At 67.4% G+C, this 16,351-nt stretch carries 12 protein-coding genes and 7 pseudogenes; 8 read left to right on the top strand and 11 right to left on the bottom strand.

Annotated features, from left to right (window positions below; genetic code table 11):
* Positions 1-406: 406 nt before the first annotated feature.
* Complete coding sequence (locus U9977_RS14005; RefSeq protein ID WP_322749686.1) at positions 407-2,062, top strand: FAD-binding protein; 1,656 nt, start codon at positions 407-409, stop codon at positions 2,060-2,062.
* 1,029 nt (positions 2,063-3,091) lie between these two features.
* Positions 3,092-4,261 (top strand): recombinase family protein, encoded by a 1,170-nt coding sequence (locus U9977_RS14010; protein WP_322749687.1) that lies wholly within the window; start codon positions 3,092-3,094, stop codon positions 4,259-4,261.
* 54 nt (positions 4,262-4,315) lie between these two features.
* Here U9977_RS14010 and U9977_RS14015 read toward each other — a convergent pair whose 3' ends face one another.
* The 3 genes and pseudogenes from U9977_RS14015 to U9977_RS26985 all read right to left on the bottom strand — a co-directional run.
* Positions 4,316-4,681: a hypothetical protein gene (locus tag U9977_RS14015; RefSeq protein WP_322749688.1), complete on the bottom strand. Its 366-nt coding sequence runs from the start codon at positions 4,679-4,681 to the stop codon at positions 4,316-4,318.
* Between the two features lie 852 nt (positions 4,682-5,533).
* Positions 5,534-6,235: a hypothetical protein gene (locus tag U9977_RS14020; protein ID WP_322749689.1), complete on the bottom strand. Its 702-nt coding sequence runs from the start codon at positions 6,233-6,235 to the stop codon at positions 5,534-5,536.
* Between the two features lie 262 nt (positions 6,236-6,497).
* A pseudogene (locus U9977_RS26985) lies at positions 6,498-6,617 on the bottom strand (site-specific integrase); the annotation flags it as partial.
* Between the two features lie 180 nt (positions 6,618-6,797).
* Between U9977_RS26985 and U9977_RS26990 the strand changes: the two are divergent.
* The 3 pseudogenes from U9977_RS26990 to U9977_RS26995 form a co-directional block, all read left to right on the top strand.
* Positions 6,798-7,345 (top strand): annotated as a pseudogene (locus tag U9977_RS26990) (hypothetical protein); the annotation flags it as partial.
* 287 nt (positions 7,346-7,632) lie between these two features.
* Positions 7,633-7,857, top strand: a pseudogene (locus U9977_RS14030) (2-keto-4-pentenoate hydratase); the annotation flags it as partial.
* Positions 7,857-8,068 (top strand): annotated as a pseudogene (locus tag U9977_RS26995) (acetaldehyde dehydrogenase (acetylating)); the annotation flags it as partial. The pseudogenes U9977_RS14030 and U9977_RS26995, both read left to right, overlap by 1 nt.
* A 36-nt stretch (positions 8,069-8,104) precedes the next feature.
* On the opposite strand, the gene U9977_RS14035 reads toward U9977_RS26995, so the two are convergent.
* Positions 8,105-9,346, bottom strand: coding sequence for an ATP-binding protein (locus U9977_RS14035; RefSeq protein ID WP_322749692.1), 1,242 nt, complete (start codon positions 9,344-9,346; stop codon positions 8,105-8,107).
* A gap of 666 nt (positions 9,347-10,012) precedes the next feature.
* Between U9977_RS14035 and U9977_RS14040 the strand changes: the two genes are divergently transcribed.
* Positions 10,013-10,366: a hypothetical protein gene (locus tag U9977_RS14040; protein WP_322749693.1), complete on the top strand. Its 354-nt coding sequence runs from the start codon at positions 10,013-10,015 to the stop codon at positions 10,364-10,366.
* A 96-nt stretch (positions 10,367-10,462) separates the two neighbouring features.
* On the opposite strand, the gene U9977_RS14045 is transcribed toward U9977_RS14040, so the two are convergent.
* Entirely contained in the window at positions 10,463-11,074 is a 612-nt protein-coding gene (locus tag U9977_RS14045) for a reverse transcriptase domain-containing protein (protein ID WP_322749694.1), read from the bottom strand.
* A gap of 8 nt (positions 11,075-11,082) precedes the next feature.
* On the opposite strand from U9977_RS14045, the pseudogene U9977_RS27000 reads away from it, so the two are divergent.
* Positions 11,083-11,766 (top strand): annotated as a pseudogene (locus U9977_RS27000) (MmgE/PrpD family protein); the annotation flags it as partial.
* Between the two features lie 11 nt (positions 11,767-11,777).
* Here U9977_RS27000 and U9977_RS14060 read toward each other — a convergent pair.
* From U9977_RS14060 to U9977_RS14075, 6 genes and pseudogenes are all read right to left on the bottom strand, one after another.
* Positions 11,778-12,443, bottom strand: coding sequence for a dihydrofolate reductase family protein (locus U9977_RS14060; protein ID WP_322749697.1), 666 nt, complete (start codon positions 12,441-12,443; stop codon positions 11,778-11,780).
* Positions 12,443-12,949, bottom strand: a complete 507-nt coding sequence (locus U9977_RS14065) for an SRPBCC family protein (RefSeq protein ID WP_322749698.1) — start codon at positions 12,947-12,949, stop codon at positions 12,443-12,445. Before U9977_RS14065 ends, U9977_RS14060 begins: the two co-directional genes overlap by 1 nt.
* Before the next feature lie 3 nt (positions 12,950-12,952).
* Positions 12,953-13,294 carry an ArsR/SmtB family transcription factor gene (locus U9977_RS14070; RefSeq protein WP_075033765.1) on the bottom strand — a complete coding sequence of 114 codons (342 nt, stop codon included), beginning with the start codon at positions 13,292-13,294 and terminating at the stop codon, positions 12,953-12,955.
* Between the two features lie 167 nt (positions 13,295-13,461).
* A pseudogene (locus U9977_RS27005) lies at positions 13,462-13,602 on the bottom strand (IS256 family transposase); the annotation flags it as partial.
* 53 nt (positions 13,603-13,655) lie between these two features.
* Positions 13,656-13,772 (bottom strand): annotated as a pseudogene (locus U9977_RS27010) (hypothetical protein); the annotation flags it as partial.
* Positions 13,773-13,954: 182 nt separating this feature from the next.
* The gene (locus U9977_RS14075; protein WP_322749699.1) at positions 13,955-14,257 is read right to left on the bottom strand and encodes a hypothetical protein; all 303 of its coding nucleotides are present in this window, start codon (positions 14,255-14,257) and stop codon (positions 13,955-13,957) included.
* A gap of 200 nt (positions 14,258-14,457) precedes the next feature.
* On the opposite strand from U9977_RS14075, the gene U9977_RS14080 reads away from it, so the two are divergent.
* Positions 14,458-16,351, top strand: a 1,894-nt coding sequence (locus U9977_RS14080) for a TIR domain-containing protein (protein WP_322749700.1), incomplete at its 3' end; no start/stop codon positions are given.

The following is a 16,351-nucleotide window of genomic DNA, read 5'->3' on the forward strand; positions in this document are numbered from 1 at the left end:
GGCTTTGTCAGGGCTGCTCCCACCCTCCCCGGCACCACCCGGATCGGGCTGCCCTCAGCTACCCCGACCTGCTGCGACAGGCCGAAGGCGAAGGTCTTCCACCTCCACTCGAAACACAGCGCCTCGTGGCGCAAACCGGAATCTTGGCAGAGCCGTTATTTCTACAGGCCCATATCGCGACCGTCGGTCCTGACGGTTCGGCCGCCGCCGGAGCCGGCGACCAGCTGGCTCGCTGGCTCGCTGGCTCGACCTGAGCCTGCCGTTGTCCACCTGAACAGACGCAAGCCCAAGGGGTGCGACGGAGCTGAGCCAAGCTCAACTGGAGTCTTGACTTATTCCTCAGGAGAAATAAGCCTATGCAGGATCCCATGGCGCATCCGTCGAGGGCAGAATCGAGAGGCGAGGGATGGACGACTACGACGTCATCGTGCTGGGAACCGGTGGAGCCGCACTCACCGCGGCCGCCGTCGCGGCGGAGGAGGGGGCGCGAGTCGGCCTGTTCGAGAAGGGCGAGACGGTGGGAGGCACCACGGTGTACTCCGGCGGGATGATCTGGATCCCGCTCAACCAGCACCAGCCGCCGGAGAAGGGCGACACGCGCGACAAGGCGGTCACGTACCTCAAGGCGCTGTCCAACGGCACGATCTCCGACGAGATGGTCGAGACATACGTCGACCGCGGTCCAGAGATGGTCTCCTACCTCCACGACCGCACGCCGGTGCAGTTCTACGCGGTGGCCGACTTCCCGGACTACCACCCCGAGCAGGACGGCGGGCTGCCACAGGGCGGCCGGTCGCTCGAGACCCCGCTGTTCCCGTACGGCGAACTGGGCGCGTGGAAGGACCGGGTGCACATCCCGCCGTACTACCAGACCTATCACCTGACGATCGGCCAGACGACGCTCGGCCAGCCGGTCCCCCAGGAGATCACGCCCGAGGAGATGCAGCGTCGCATCGACAACGACGAGCGCGGCATGGGGCTAGCGCTCGGCGGCCGGCTGCTGAAGGCGTGCCTGGACCGGGGCGTGCAGCCGCAGACCGGCCACCGTGGCGTCGACCTGATCATGGAGGACGGTCGCGTCGCCGGCGTCGTCTTCGAGACCGCCTCGGGACGCAAGGAGGTCCACGCGCCGAACGTCGTGATCGCGACCGGCGGTTTCGAGCACAACGAGGATCTCAAGCGGGCGTTCCTGCGGGGGCCCGCCAGCCACACCGTGGGTGTGGAGACCAACACGGGCGACGGGCTCAAGATGGCGATGCGCGCCGGAGCCATGATCGCGAACATGCCCGAGGCGTGGTGGATGCCGATGATCGAGGTCCCGACGAGCTTGGTCGCGACTGGCCAGCAGATCCTCACCTACGAGCGCACGCTGCCCGGCGCGATCATGGTCAACAAGACCGGCAAGCGCTTCACCAACGAGGCCGCCAACTACAACGCCTTCGGCGCGGCGTTCCACGAACAGGACGTCAGCCTCGGCGTCTACAAGAACCTGCCCTGCTGGCTGGTCTTCGACCAGAACTGGCTCGACAAGTACGGCTTCGCCGGAGGCCTCGGCGCTACCGAGCAGGCCTCGACGGACTGGATGACGTCCGCTGACACGCTCCGGGGGCTGGCCGAGAAGCTCGGCATCCCAGGCGATGCGCTGGAGAACACCGTCGAGCGCTTCAACACGAACGCACGCAACCTCGAGGATCTCGACTTCAACCGCGGCCAGAGCGCCCAGGACCAGTGGTGGGGTGACCCGACGCTGCGCGACGGCACCGCGCGGGCGTCCCTCGGGCCTCTCGAGACCGGGCCGTACTACGCGATCCAGGTCTTCAGCGGCATGCTCGGCACCAAGGGCGGCCCGAAGACCGACACGCGGGCGCGCGTGGTCGATCTCGACGGCAACGTCATCGAGGGCCTGTACGCGGCCGGCAATGCCATGGCCTCCCCCATGGGAATGACGTACGGCGGTGCCGGCGGCACACTCGGCCCGGCAATGGTCTTCGGCTACCTCGCCGGCCGCGACATCGGCGAGCGCGTCGGCAGCCGTAGCCTGCAGACCGTCGCCGCACACTGACCTCACTCGACGAGCGGACCGTTCGACGCGGGTGCACGCCGAAGTCCACGAACTCGCGAGCCGGACATCTGGAGCGATCCCGCTTCCGTGGACAGCGAACTTGAGGTTCCCTGTCCATAGGGAAGGATGGCGATGGAGGTGCGGCGGATCCCGTCCACACCACGGCGACCGCCGGCACCCGGTTCGATGCCGGCGGCGAACGCCGAACCCGCGCTCATCGGAGCCCAGCTCGCAATTCGTGACACGTCCCCACAGACACCAGGCCGCTGGCCCCGTCGCCATGTTCACATCCGCCGCGCCGCCGTCGGCCCTGACTGCGCCGTGAACGTCCGATCCCCACGCCGCGGTGGCCGTGTGGGGTGGGCGGGCGGACCGGCCATCGTCAGCCGGTGCGCATCGTTCTGGCCGCATCCCACCCGCACCCCAGGACGGCAGGTAGTAACGGAGGGTAATCACCGCTGGAGGCGATGTCACGACCGCAGGCCCCGGCTCAGGTGCCCGGAGACGACACCCCGTTCATGATCGTTCCCTGCACAAAACTGCCGAATGCGCTCACCATGTGCTCACAAACCCATTTCGATCTTGAATAGATGATCTCTGACTTTGCAAAACCGCAGGTCAGAAGCCATCTGTCTGGAGCCGGCGAGGGGACTCGAACCCCTAACCGCTCGATTACAAGACAAAATATCGTATATAGGACTATGCCGGAAACTGACGCGCGGTACCGCAAAATCCGAGGTCGGGGCATTTTCAATGCCGGAACGTGCCGGCGAATGTCGCGCCGTGCCGGAGCATCCGCGCACACAATGCGCGCCCACGCGGCCGGGGACGCTTCGGGGGCATGTCCAAAGGCGAACGGAACCGGATCAAGATCAGGGTCCGTAGCTCGATGGAAGCCCAGGCCCGCGTCGAGGGCCGCTACCTCGGCGGACGGCCCCCTACGGCTACCGCCTCGCCGACGCCGGCCCCCACCCCAACCCCGCCAAAGCCGCCGACGGCCGACGCCTCCACATCCTGGAACCCGACCCGGTGACCGCACCCGTCGTCGAACAGATCTTCACCCTGTTCCTCGGCGGAATGGGCCTGTTCCTGATCGCCCAGACGCTCACCGACGAGACGATCCTGTCCCCGTCAGCCTACGACCGGACCCGCAACCCCCATCGCACCGGCGTCGCCTGGTCCAAAAGCGCCATCCAAACGATCCTGCGCAACCCCCGCTACACCGGCCGGCAAGTCTGGAACCGCCAACGCAAGACCGAGACCCTCCTCGACGTCGACGTCGACGTCGACGTCGACGTCGTCGCGCTCGGCTATGAGACAAAACTAGCGTGGAACGACCGCGATCAGTGGGTCTGGTCCGACCGTCCCGCCCATCCGGCGATCGTCGACGAAGCGACGTTCCTCACGACACAAAGGCGCATGGCCAGCCGCGGCCCCACCTCGGAGCGGCTCGGCCCGCGCACCCAGCATCCCTACCTGCTGCGCAGCCTGCTGTTCCACGAGCAGTGCGGACGGCGGATGCAGGGCAACTGGAACCACGGGCATGCGCACTACCGCTGCCGCTACCCGCAGGAACACGCCGTGGCCAACCGCATCGACCATCCTTTGGCCGTCTACGTCCGCGAAGACACCATCACTCCCGCCCTCGACGCCTGGCTCGCCACTGCCTTCGCCCCCAGCCACATCGAGGCCACCCTGACCGCCCTCAACCACACCCAACCCGACACCACTCCCCCGAGCGACCCCCTACGGCAGGCCATCGCTGACTGCGACCGCAAACTCGCCCGCCACCGGGCCGCCCTCGAAGCCGGCGCCGACCCGGTCATCGTCCCCGGCTGGATCGCCGACGTGCAGGCCGAACGCGCTACCGTCATCGCCGCCCTCGACCGCCGAGGCAAAGCAACCCCGCCACAGACCCGGCTCACCCGGCAACAGATCAGAGATCTCGTCGATGGCCTCGGCGGACTCCTCGCAATCCTGCACGAGGCAGATCCGGCCGACAAAGCCGAGGTCTACCGCGAACTCGGCCTGAAGTTGACCTACGACCACGAAACAGAAACGATCATGGCCGAAGCATCACCGAGATCATCGGTGTGCGTAGTGTCTGTGTCCGAGGGGGACTCGAACCATTACCCCACGGCCCCTCGTCCTCGCCACCGAACTTCCCCTCCCCCAACAATGAGCCACCAGCAACAATGAGCCACCAGCAACGTGCCGCAGACCTGATGGAAGGCCACGGAGGTGTCCAGAGCTCTACTGTTCGCTTCGAAGGTTGCGGACGGGACACAGCGCTCGCCGGCGCCGCCGCCGCCGCCACATCCCAGCCGGGGGCATGCCGCCCCATCGGTCCCGGCCGTCCGCGACAGACAGCAGCCGATCCAGGTAGTCCGCCTGCACGCCCGGCGGGATGCGTTCGGTCAACATGAGCAGACCGTCGACGGTGATGCCGTAGGTGGCATACTCCAGGTAGGCGTCCCATACGTCGGTCCGCCCGAGAGCTGCGTCGAGCGCGCGTTCGAAAGCCGCGAGTGTGTCGTCTCGCCGGCCTTTCTGGTAACGGCGGGCCTGCGCCAGCCCGAACCAGGCATCGGCCTCGTCGGGATGGCCAGCCGCCGTCATACCATCCACCGCCAGGCGCCAGGCCCTGTCCACCTCGACAACGCAACCGAACACGGAGCAGAAACAGGCCTTCACCTGCTGACAGACGATGCGGCAGGCAACGCCGATGGACCGGCTTCAGTCGGGAAGCCACACGCCCTGCTCCATCATCACGACGACAGCGGAGAACAGCGCCTGGCAGTCGTCCGGCTCGGGAACGGTCCACCGCGTCCAGCGTTGCTGGTGTGGTCCCGGCGGCAGCGACGGCAGATCCGCTCGCCGCACAGACGGGCGGGTCGGCCGCACTGGACGCAGTGTTGCGCGCACAGCGTGCACAGCACCAGATCGCCGGTGACGACCGGTATGCCGTCGACCGGGCAGGCACAGCCATCGCAGACCGGTGGAAGCAGCTGCGAGGCACCCGCAGCGCGCAGGTGGACAAGCAGCCGAGCCGACCGACGGGCCCGCCGAGACATCCGTGACCGCCCCACGGTTGATCCTTGTGGGCGTCGTCGATGTCTCCCAGCTGGAAACTCCACCGGAACGTCCCGTCGGCCCCGCCGCACTGCGTAGCGCCGCACCCAGCGGACTATGGGACGAGCTCGTCAGGCTTGTGCACACGCAGGGGTTCACGGTGGAGCGTGGCCTGTGCGACGGCGCCTACGGAACGACGAACTACACCATCCGCACCGTACGGGTCCGCGACGACGTCGACCCAGCCCAGGGCCGCCATCGACCTCACCTGACTCCGTGTCATGCCGATCGCCGAAATCCTCGTTCTCACCCGAGACCGACCGGGTCTCCCCGGCGATGCCGGCCCAGACCGTCGGGCCGCCGAAACCACTGGTACCGGTAACGGACAGCCGACAGGTCCTACAGGGGAAATTCGCCGGCCGTGAACGCGGCCTTCGACTGGAGCTTGTTCAGCTTCTTGGTGCCCTCCGTGTTCGTCTTGGCCAGGAGGGTGGTCCACCAGTCGATGAAATCCTTGTCGTAGTAGGCACCCGCCGTGAATGACTTCACCGGGCTGGTTCCGGTTTGGAGACCGTACCACTGATCGACGACGAAGCAGTTGTCGCCCCACTGCTTAAATTCGCCCTCCGTCACGTCGGTATCCCTTTCGGGGTGACGTTTGACGTTCCGGTTCACGACGGTGAATACGTGCTTGGCGTCCTGCTGTCCTTCGATACCGTAAACCTCGACCTGCGTCGCCGGTGGCAGCAAGGCGGACTGGGAATTCAGGCGACCGGTGAACGTGCGGGTCACCAGAATACTGGTTACCACCCATGCGAAGTCGTTGCACACACCGTAGAAGGACTTCGCGTTGATGAACATCGCCACGCCGTCGCCGATGTATCCGGCCCGGTTGTTCGTCGCCGGAAAATAGGTACAGGAGTTCATCGGCATCGGTTTCCCGGTCGGCTTCCAGCCCGGTGGCTTCCATTCGTTCTTTGTTTTCCGCTGCCCTTCCGGAGCCAGTTCCAGGAGATCAGCGAACGCGTTGTCGATGAACACCTTACCGGGCGTTCCCAGCGTGGACGCCTGGATGAACGCGTGCACCTCGTCCATCACCACGGGCCACACGGGTGCTTCCGGAAAACTCTCTGCCACAGGTTCCCCCTACCGGCCGGATGAGTCCGCCGGGAGGCACGTTAGCAGCACCGAAAGACCCAGCGTAGGGGATTGGTGACAACGGCAGCCGACCCGGCTGCGCCGCCGTAGTCGCGCCGGCTTGTCGACGAGGCGGCACGGCCATCCCGTGCCGCGGCGCACGCACTCCCGGCAGCGGCCGATTACTGAGGGTTACTGCGCGGGACGAACCCCGCGCCAGTCTCCGGCCCGCCGCGGCCCGCGCCAGCACGAACCCGGCCAGCGCATCCGTCTCGAACCCCGTGACCTCGTCAGGGCTCGCGGGCGCGCGCGCCTCGCGGAGATCCCGCACCACTGCCAGTCCCAACCGACGCCCCTTACCTTCACCGTGACACTCAGGTCATCGGGTGGGACGGTAGGACTTCAGGGAAGCTGAAGCGCACTCAACACGCGGCGCCCGCCGCCGGAGACACCAGGAAGCCCTACCCCTGGCTGGATTGCGAACTGCCACGACCGCGACGGCAGCCGAGAACCCGAGGGTTATTTAATAGTCGCGCCGGATGTCGATCTTTCTATTGTAGGACAAGTTGACCGTACTTCGGGTGGCGGGACGCGGCATCTCGCCCTGAACGGCAGGGCCGGCGAAGTGCTGCATCCCGCTCGCCGTCTATTGATCTTTTCCAGTACCGTAACACTCGCTCTCAACGTTGCCGAGCCGATGATCGCACAGGAGTACGACAAAGCCACATTCGACGCCGTCGGACCGTGAAGGACCGGCTGCCGGTATCCCCATCCACGGACACGCCGATGCGCGGCGCAATTCCAGCCGACGACCCGGCCTCCCGCGAAGCCGACAGCGAGGCACGCAGGCAGGACCTGCTCCACCGGGCACGTGCCGAAGACGTCCTACACTGGCAGCAGCACCAGCGACCGATCTCCGCGGAGACCCTCCGGAAACGACTCCACGTGGCCGCCGGCACAGCCCGCGGCCTGGTCACCCAGCTCCGCAACGACACCCACGTCGCCCACGTCGCCCACGACCTATGCCTGCCCACCCCGGCACGAGAAAAGGGACCGTACGCGCGCAGCGCTTGATGCTCTCGGCGACTACGTCATGGTGCTTACCGGCCGCTGCGTGTTCTGGCGTGTCGTGGACGGACATCATCCGGGCGGTCAACCGGGTCAGCGGACCGGATGGGCTGATTCGGCTCAGCGTTGTCAAGGCTTGGTTGGCCAGGCCGGGGACGACGACCCGTTGGCCGCGGTCGAGCCCCCGCAGGCCGGCATCGACGACCGATCCGGGATCGGCGAGCTTTCGCTAGATCGCGGTTGTGGAGACGTCAGAGCCGAGGGCGTCGACGAAGCCGGTGCGGGTGGGGCTGGCCACCGGAGCCGGCGGGGCGGTGCTGGGCTCACCGCTCAACGCGCTGGTCTGGCTGGCGAACACCCTCTCCGAGCACGGGGTGGTGCTCGAGGCCGGACATGTGATCCTTCCGTGTTCGGTCACCGCAGCGCTGCCGGTCCGGCCGGGGACGGCCGTCACCGCGACGGTCGCGGGACTCGGCACCGTCACGGCAGTTTTCGCGCCGCATGCGCAGGATGCCTGATGACGACGGCAGCGATCGTCGGCCCCGGCAACATCGGGACCGACCTGCTGGTGAAGCTGCGGCGCGGAGGTGTCGTGGACGTCCGTTACATGGTCGGGGTCGACCGACCTCCGACGGGCTCGTCCGCGCGCGGGCGCTGGGCGTCGAGGCGTCCGCCGACGGGGTGGACTGGCTTTTAGCCCGCGACGCCCTTCCCGACCTCGTGTTCGACTGACTCAGGTCGCCCGCGAACGCGCCCGCGGCCGGGCTATCCCCAGAGGGTGCAGACGGGGGCGGCGACGATGCGGTCGTCCATCTGGAAGATGCGTGGTCCGGTGTGAAAGACGACGCCGGCGACGAACCGGTCGCCGATTTCGTCGCGTAGCCAACGGAGGTGGCGGCTCGCGTCCGCCCGTGGCGCGGAGTCGGCCTTGACTTCGATCGCGACGACGCGCTCGGCGCCGAGCTCGGCCACCAGGTCGATTTCGTGGCGTCCGGCGTCCTGCCGAAGGTGGTACATCCTGGCTCGGGTGGCGTTGACCGGCAGCTCGGCCCGGAGTTGGGCCGCGACGAACGTGTCCAACAGCCTGCCGAGCAGGTCGCCGTCGCGCAGCACACCGTCGGTGTCGAGCCGCAACACAGCGCCGACGAGCCCGGGATCGACCACGTACCGCTTCGACGTCCGGACAAGCCGCTTCACACGGTTGGTCGACCACGCGGGAACAGCATCGACGACCAGCAGGTTACGCAGCAGAAGATCGTACGCGTCGGCGGTCTTGGCGTTGACACCGCCGGCTTCCCACAGGGTCTTGTTCGGCACGACGCCGGCGGTGTTGAGGGCGAGCGCCTCGAAGTACCGGTGCAGGCGCTCCGGGTCTCGATGAACACCCAGCTCGGCGACGTCGCGGGTCAGGAGCTGATCGAGGTAGCTGTCGAGCCAGCGTCGGCGATTCAGGTCAGACAGGTGCAACGTCGGCTCCGGAAATCCGCTCCGAAGCGCCAGGTCGACGTAGTCCCGCAGGTCCGGGGCGTCAGGCGGCACCCGCAAGGACTCACCAAGGCCACTCGCGACGCGGTCGACGAAGGTCGGGCCGTCGATGTTGCCGACCAGTTCCCGCACCGTCAGCCCACTCATGCCCACCCGGACGAGGCGACCGGTTCCCGGCCACCCTTCAGCCTGAAGATCACCTCGGACGGAACCGGCGACAAGGAAGCGGCCCGGCGCCGAGTTCACATCGACGCTGCGCTTCACGGCGCCGAGGACCGACGGCACCGCCTGCCATTCGTCGAGGAGCACCGGTTCGTCAAGGCCACGCAGCGCCGCGTCGGGATCGGCGGCGAAGGCCACGGCTTCAGCCGGTTCGTCGAGCCGGACGACCGTCCGCGCGTGGCGTGCGGCCGTGGTCGTCTTGCCGGTCGCACGAGGCCCGACAACCAGGATCGCCGGAAGTTCCCGGAACAGGTCGGAGATCAACCCGTCGACCAGACGAGGGGTGTACGAGCGCTCCACGAGACGACAGTACCTGGATTTCGCACGTGGTAGTACCAGTCTGACGCAGAAATCAGTACCAGATCCCCGCGATGGCGTCGGCAAGGCGTCCCGGCTGCTGGAGCGGGCCGAAGTGGTCCATCCAGTCGAACTCGACGACCGGTGCCCCGATCCGCTTGGCCACGCTGTGGACGGCGGCGCACTGACTCCTTGATACCGCCCACCGAGAAGGCCACCGGCGAGCGCCTCCCGACGCCCATCAGACGGGTCATCGCGGTCAACCGGATGAAGAAGGTCAACGCCGTCATCGGGTTCACCCGCATCGACGAAATGGACCGAGTCTGCTCCCCCACACCGGCGCCGTCACCCCCGACGGCAACCTGCTCATGGTCGGCGGCGACTCGCACAACAGAGCCCGGAGCAACCAAATTGCTTTTTCGATGAAGCATCTCGGAATTTCCGACGACACACGAGGTCGCAAACTTCTGGAAGATCATTTTCGAGAAGTGGTTGCAGACCGGGATAATATTGTAAAGCGATTCGAAAATCAGTACGGAAATTTTGAGGTACGCGACTCCCTGCTCGTCGGTCCATCTGGAAAATTTGCCCGCTTCGAGACAACCTGGCAGATTCTTCCGAATGGATCAAGATGTTTTTCCACACTGATACCGAGATGGGGTGGATAAAATGACCACCGAACTATGCACGCCGGACGATGAAGAGCTTATCACCAGCTTCGACGTCACCCCAGAGATTGAGAGCGGAGAAGAGGCCTGGGAGCGATACCTGACCTATTCCCTGAGCGACGACTGGCGAGTTCGGTTTTCCTACAACATCATAGGAGGGTCGGTTCGATGCATCATCACTTACCGCGACTCAATTATACTGGAAAGTTTTCGTGAAGGAGCCGTCAGGATCGGAACCACCCGTGGGTTGCGAAACTCAATAACGGTGGACTTCCAGACGAGGGACACGCGAGGCCACTGGGCTGTCGGAATAGGGATTCCCCCTTCTTTCCACGAGGAGATTTTGCTTAGCTGACTTCCGTGCTTCCGATGGTTCCGGAGTCGAGATAGATCGATCGCGGTAGGGACCGCCCTTGCGGGCGGCCCCCCGCTCAGATCCCAGCGTGCGCTGCTAACGCACTGGGCTCCTGCCTCGGGTTCTGGCGTCGAAGCGCGTGTCGGGGAAGGGATGTCGGATGCGGGCGGGTGGTAGCCACCGGGTCGCGAGTCGGTTCATTCGTGCCCAGTTGATCCGTGTGCGCTGGCTGCGTCGCCGTAGCGACCTGTACCAAAGCCGGGTTACCTGGGTCCGGAACTGCCCCACTGCCTCGGTGTTGCCGGGGACGGCGTAGTAGACGAGGTGACCTTGTACCACGCTTCTCAGCCAGGCCCCCTGCTCGGGGATGGGCAGGTGTCGGCGACGTCTGAGCTCGGTCTTGACCTCGCGTAGCTTCGCCCGCAGCCGCTCGGCGATCGTGATGCGCCTTACCCAGAACCGGCCCTTCGGGGACCTCTCGCAGATGTGCGTGAAGCCCAGGAAGTCGAACGTCTCCGGTCTGCCCAGACCCTGCCTGGCCCTCTTCCAGTCGGCATGCCTGCCGAACTCGATCAGACGGGTCTTCTCCGGGTGCAGGGCCAGACCGAACTTCGCGAACCGCTCGCCAAGCTCGGCCAGGAACCGCCGCGCCTTGTCCTCGTGTTCGAACCCGACGACGAAATCGTCGGCCCACCGCACGATGATCACGTCACCTCGGGTGTGGTGGCTCCGCCGGCATCGCGGCCAGCATGGGCGCCGGCCTGCTGGAGGCCAACCGCACCGGCGGGACCGTCAAGCGGGTCCACTGCGGCTGGGCCGCGCGCTGCGGCGTGGCGGCGGCCGACCTGGCGCGACACGGGCTCACCGGCCCGCCGACCGTGCTGGAGGGCCGCTTCGGGTTCCTGCAGGCGTTCTGCGGCGACCCGCTCCCACCCGGACGCCGTCGTCCGCGGCCTGGGCACGGACTGGGAGCTACCGCGCGTGGTCTTCAAGCCGTACCCGTGCAACCACTTCACCCACGCGGGCGTGGACGCCGCCCTGCGGCTGGGGCGGGGGGGCGCCCAGGGGCTCGCCCCCGCCGACGTCACAGCGATCGAGCTGGGCGTCGCCAAGCCCGTCCTGCGCACGATCGCCGAGCCACCCGAGGCCGAGGCACGGCCGGCGTCCTGCGCGTGACCACCCGCACGGGCGAGGAACTCGAGGCCCGCGTCGAGGTCAACCGCGGCGGTCCCGGCAACCCCCTGTCCGACGAGGAGCTGACGAGGAAGTTCCACGACAACGCCGTGAGGTCCCTCCCGGAGGAGCGCGCGGCCGAGCTCGCGGTCCGAACGCTCGCCCTTCCTGACGCTCAGAGCGTCGAGGATCTCACCGCGCTGCTGACCTCGGCGGAGGAGCGCTGAGGTCGAGACAGTTACCGCTCCCGGACTGCGTAGGTCAGGTGGGTCACCCGCTGCGTCGGCTCCGCGCGGACCGGCTCCAGGGCCACGCGACCCGCGTCCACGCCCTCGAACAGGCGGATTCCGGAGCCGAACAGCACGGGTGAGAGCGCGATCGTGAACTCGTCGATCAGGCCGGCGTTCACGTACTCCAGGATCGTTGCGCCGCCGCCCGCGATGCGGACGTCCCGGTCGCCGGCGGCCTCGCGGGCCTGGTCGAGCGCGGTCTCGACGCCGTCGTTGACGAAGTGGAAGGTGGTCCCACCCGGCCGCTCCCAGGGGTCACGCTTCTCGTGCGTCACGACGAACACCGGCGTGTGGAACGGCGCCTCCTCCGGCCACGCCTGCTCGCCGAGGTCGAACATGCGCTTGCCCATCACGCTCGCGCCGGTGCGCTCGAACGTCTCCCGCACGATGTCGTTGTCGCGCCCTTCCTCGCCGCCCTCGCCGAGCTTGAGGTTCTCCCGGAAGAACCGCTGCGGGAAGATCCACTGCTGCAGTTCCATCCACTGCGCCATCCAGCGCTGGACCTGCGGGTCGTCCTGCTTCTCGGGCGCGAAGGAGTCCTCAACGGGCACGGACTCGGGCGCGATGAACCCGTCCAGCGACATCGTCACGCTGAAGAACACCTTCCCGGCCATCAGCCCTCAGCTCCCTTCCGAACGGTCTCGGTGACGTAGGCAGCCAGGTTGCTCAGGGTCTGCTGGCCGCCCTCGATCGCGTGGTACTTCTCGACCGCCTCGTCGCGCAGCTCCTTGGTGGGGAACACCGTGCGCATCTCGATCCGGGTCCCCGCCCCGTCGGGCGCGAACGTGAGGACCGACTCGAAGGCGTTCGGGTCGCCGCGGGACTCACCGTGCAGCAGCACGATCCGCTCCGGCGGGGCGATCTCGGTCCAGGAGATCCACTCCTGGTAGTCCGTCCCGTCCGGTCCGTGCATCACGAAGTCCCACTCCCCGCCGACGCGGAACTCGAAGGACCGCGTGGTGGTGGTGAACCCCTCCGGTCCCCACCACCGGGACAGGTGCCGGACTTCGGTGAACGCCTCGAACACCAGCTCCCGTGGGGCGTCGATGACCCGGGAGATCACGATCTCGCGGTCGGCCGTCGCGGACTGCGCCGGCGCTCCTCGTCTCGTCGCGCTCATCAGCTACTCCTCCTGCCGTGCCTGCTTGAGGTCCTGCACGTACGCGTCCAGCCGGTCGAAGCTCTCGTTCCAGAACCGCTCGAACCCGCCGGTCCACTCGTGAACCGGTCGCAGCCCACGGGCGTCAAGGCCGTACAGGCGTTGCTTGCCTGCCTTGCGGTCCCGCACCAGCCCGACCTCCCGGAGCACCCGCAAGTGTTTGGACGCCCCCGGCTGGGTCATCCCCAGCTCCTGGGCCAACTCGGTCACCGGCCGCTCACCCGCCCGCAGCAGCACCAGGATCTCCCGGCGCTGCGGCTCGGCGATCGCGTTGAAGACGTCCGACGTCGTCGCTGCTCGTGCCATGGCAGCCATCATATACCTATATCGGCATGCGTCAAGCCGAGAGGTACCAGGCGGGTCTGTCAGATGACGATCGTGACTCTTGTCGGCGGCTGCGGATGCGCGTATCCCGGAGACGGCACGCGCGACGGCGGCGGGCAGGGAGGGCGATGGGTGAGAGGATCGGCGTGTCACGCGATTTGCTGATCACCACCCTCTGATTCGTCGGGTCGTTCGATGAGATTGCCGTTCTTGAATACCGCGCCGGCACGGACCAGCGCGACGAGGCGGGGTGCCTTGACGGCCCGCCACCGGGTCTGTGCTGATTCGATGGCTGGGCCGCCTCGGCTTCGTCCCGTGCTTTCTTCAACCACTTTCCCAACGTCATCTCGTGGACGCCGATGTTCCGGACGACCTCAGCGGCCGAGCGGCCCCCATCAATGACGAAAGCTACCGCCTGCGTCTTGTACTCCTCGGTACATGCACGGCGTGTCGAGCCCATATCTCGCGCTCCCGATCAATCGGGCAACTTTACCGAGTGTCCACTAAAGCGGGTACGGTCCACTATGACGGCCCTGCCGCCTGCGGGAACACGCGGCGGGGCAGATAGCAGGGGCGGGACGCGGGGCGCGGAATCCGGTGGCATCGACCGGGCGTGGCTGCCATACCTCGGGGATATTGGGATCATGAATGCTCAGACCTTCGATAAGCGGACCGGACGAAAGGATCAACTATCTGCGTCTGCCCCGGAGCGTCAGCACCGGACAGGACCGCGGCGAGATCACCGTGGTCGCCGCGCCCGACGCTCGACAGCGCTGTTCCCGCCGGGCTGGCCGTCGCGCACGGCGCGTGGTCGTCGACCCGGACCTGACGCCGCACCGCGCTGCCTCCTGTGACCGTCGGCCCCAGCGTCGTCTCCGCCCGCGGCCATATCTGGGCGATCGCGGCGGCGATCCGTCCTTCGGTGTGCTCCAGCAGGCGCGTCACGTCGGTGTCCGCCCAGCAGGGCGAAGGGACCGGTGGCCTTACCGGATACGCCCAACACCGGCGTGGATCGGCAGCCGGTTCTGCGGCGCCGCTCGGTCTTGCCTGTCGTTGTCCCAGCCCGGTAACGGCACCAGGCTGGGATCGCTGTGTGCCACCGCGACCGGCACCACCCCCGGGTTGCACATGTGGGCCTCTTCGGCATGTCTGGGCTGTTTCTGCTGGTAGGCGGGTTGCCGGTGGGTTCGGGTGGTGGGGTGGTGTGGGATGCTGATCGTGTGGCCGGTGGGGACGGCAGTGCGCAGCGTTTCTTCGTGTCGTACACGGGTGTGGATGTCCGGTGGGCGGAGTGGGTTGCCTGGACGTTGGAAGCCGCGGGGCATGAGGCGCTGATTCAGGCATGGGACTTTCGCCCGGGCTCGCATTTCGTCGGTGACATGCAGCGGGCGCTGACTGGTGAGCGGCGGACGGTGGCTGTGTTGTCGTCTGCCTATCTGAAGTCGGCGTTCGCGAGCGAGGAGTGGCAGGCCGTATGGGCGGCCAACCCGGACGGCACGAAGCGTCTCCTGCTAGTCGTGCGAGTAGAGGACTGTGAGCGGCCCGGGTTGTTGCGTCAGGTTGTGTCCGTGGACCTGTTCGACGTCGACGAGGAGGTCGGCCGGCAGCGGCTGTTGGACGCGATCGCCCCAGGTCGGCGAAAGCCGAAGACCCCGCCTGCCCACCCTGGGGCAGGGCCGGGCGCGGTCGCACTGTCCACCCCGCCTCCACCCGCGGCGATGTCTGTTCCTGTGGTTCGGTCGGCCTATGTGGAGCAGGTGCGTCAGATCGCGCCGCCCCGTCTGGTCGGCCGCGGGGCGGAACTCGCCCGGCTGGCCGCGTTCTGCACTGCCCCCGACGAGGCGACGGCCAGCTCTTATGTGTGGTGGCGGGCGGCGGCGTGGACGGGGAAGTCCGCGTTGATGTCCAGCTTTGTGCTCGACCCGCCGCCGGGGGTGCGGGTGGTGTCGTTTTTCATTACCGCCCGCTATACGGGGAACAGCGACCGGGCCGCGTTCGTCGAGATCATCACCGAACAGCTCGGTGACCTCCTCGGTGAAACGGTCCCCCCGTTCCAGGACCAGGGCCGCCGGGAGCGGCTGTGGTTCGGCTGGTTCGCCGACGCCGCCGCGCTGTGCAAGGCCCGCGGACAGCGGCTGGTGCTGGTCGTGGACGGCCTGGATGAGGACCGGGGAGTGACCGGCCCTGGGGCGCGTAGCATCGCGGGGCTGTTGCCTGCCAGTCCCCCGCAGGGGGTGCGGGTGGTGGTCGCGGGCCGCCCGGACCCGCCGATCCCCGCCGATGTGCCCCCCGGACACCCGCTACGCAATCCGGCGATCATCGAGGTGTTGGACGGGTCGGAGCATGCGGCGGCGCTCAGAGCGGACATGCAGGCAGATCTGCACCGGCTACGCACTGGCAGCCCGCTCGAACGGGACCTGCTGGGGCTGGTGACGGCCGCCGGTGGTGGTCTGTCCGGCCGTGACCTGGAAGAACTGTCGTCTGAGCCTGACGTCACCGAATGGGACATCGAACAGCTCCTGTCGACGGTGACCGGCCGTAGTTTCGCCAGCCGCGCCCCGCGGTGGAACCCCACCAACGGTCCGCAGGTGTACCTGCTGGGCCATGAGGAACTCCAGCAGGATGCCGTCCGCGCCTACGGGCCCAGCAAGCTCGCCGCCTACCGCGGCCGGCTTCATGCCTGGGCACAGGAATACCGGCAGCAGCGGTGGCCGTCTGGCACCCCGGAATATCTGCTGCGCGGCTACTACCGGCTGCTGCTGGCCACCGGTGAGTTGAGCCGCGCAGTCGACTGCGCTACGGACCTGGCACGCCATGACCGGATGCTCGACCTGACCGGCGGCGACACCGCCGCCCTCGCCGAGATCACCGACGCGCAGAACACCATCCTCGCCGCAGAGTCCCCGAACCTGACCCTGATGGCCCGCCTCGCCGTACACCGCCAGCGCATCGCCGACCGCAACAGCAACATCCCCACCGACCTCCCCGCCCTCTGGGTCACCCTCGGCCACGCCACCCGCGCCGAACAACTCGCCCACG

Source organism: Protofrankia sp. Cas8, from assembly GCF_963555845.1.
Taxonomy (GTDB): domain Bacteria; phylum Actinomycetota; class Actinomycetes; order Frankiales; family Frankiaceae; genus Protofrankia.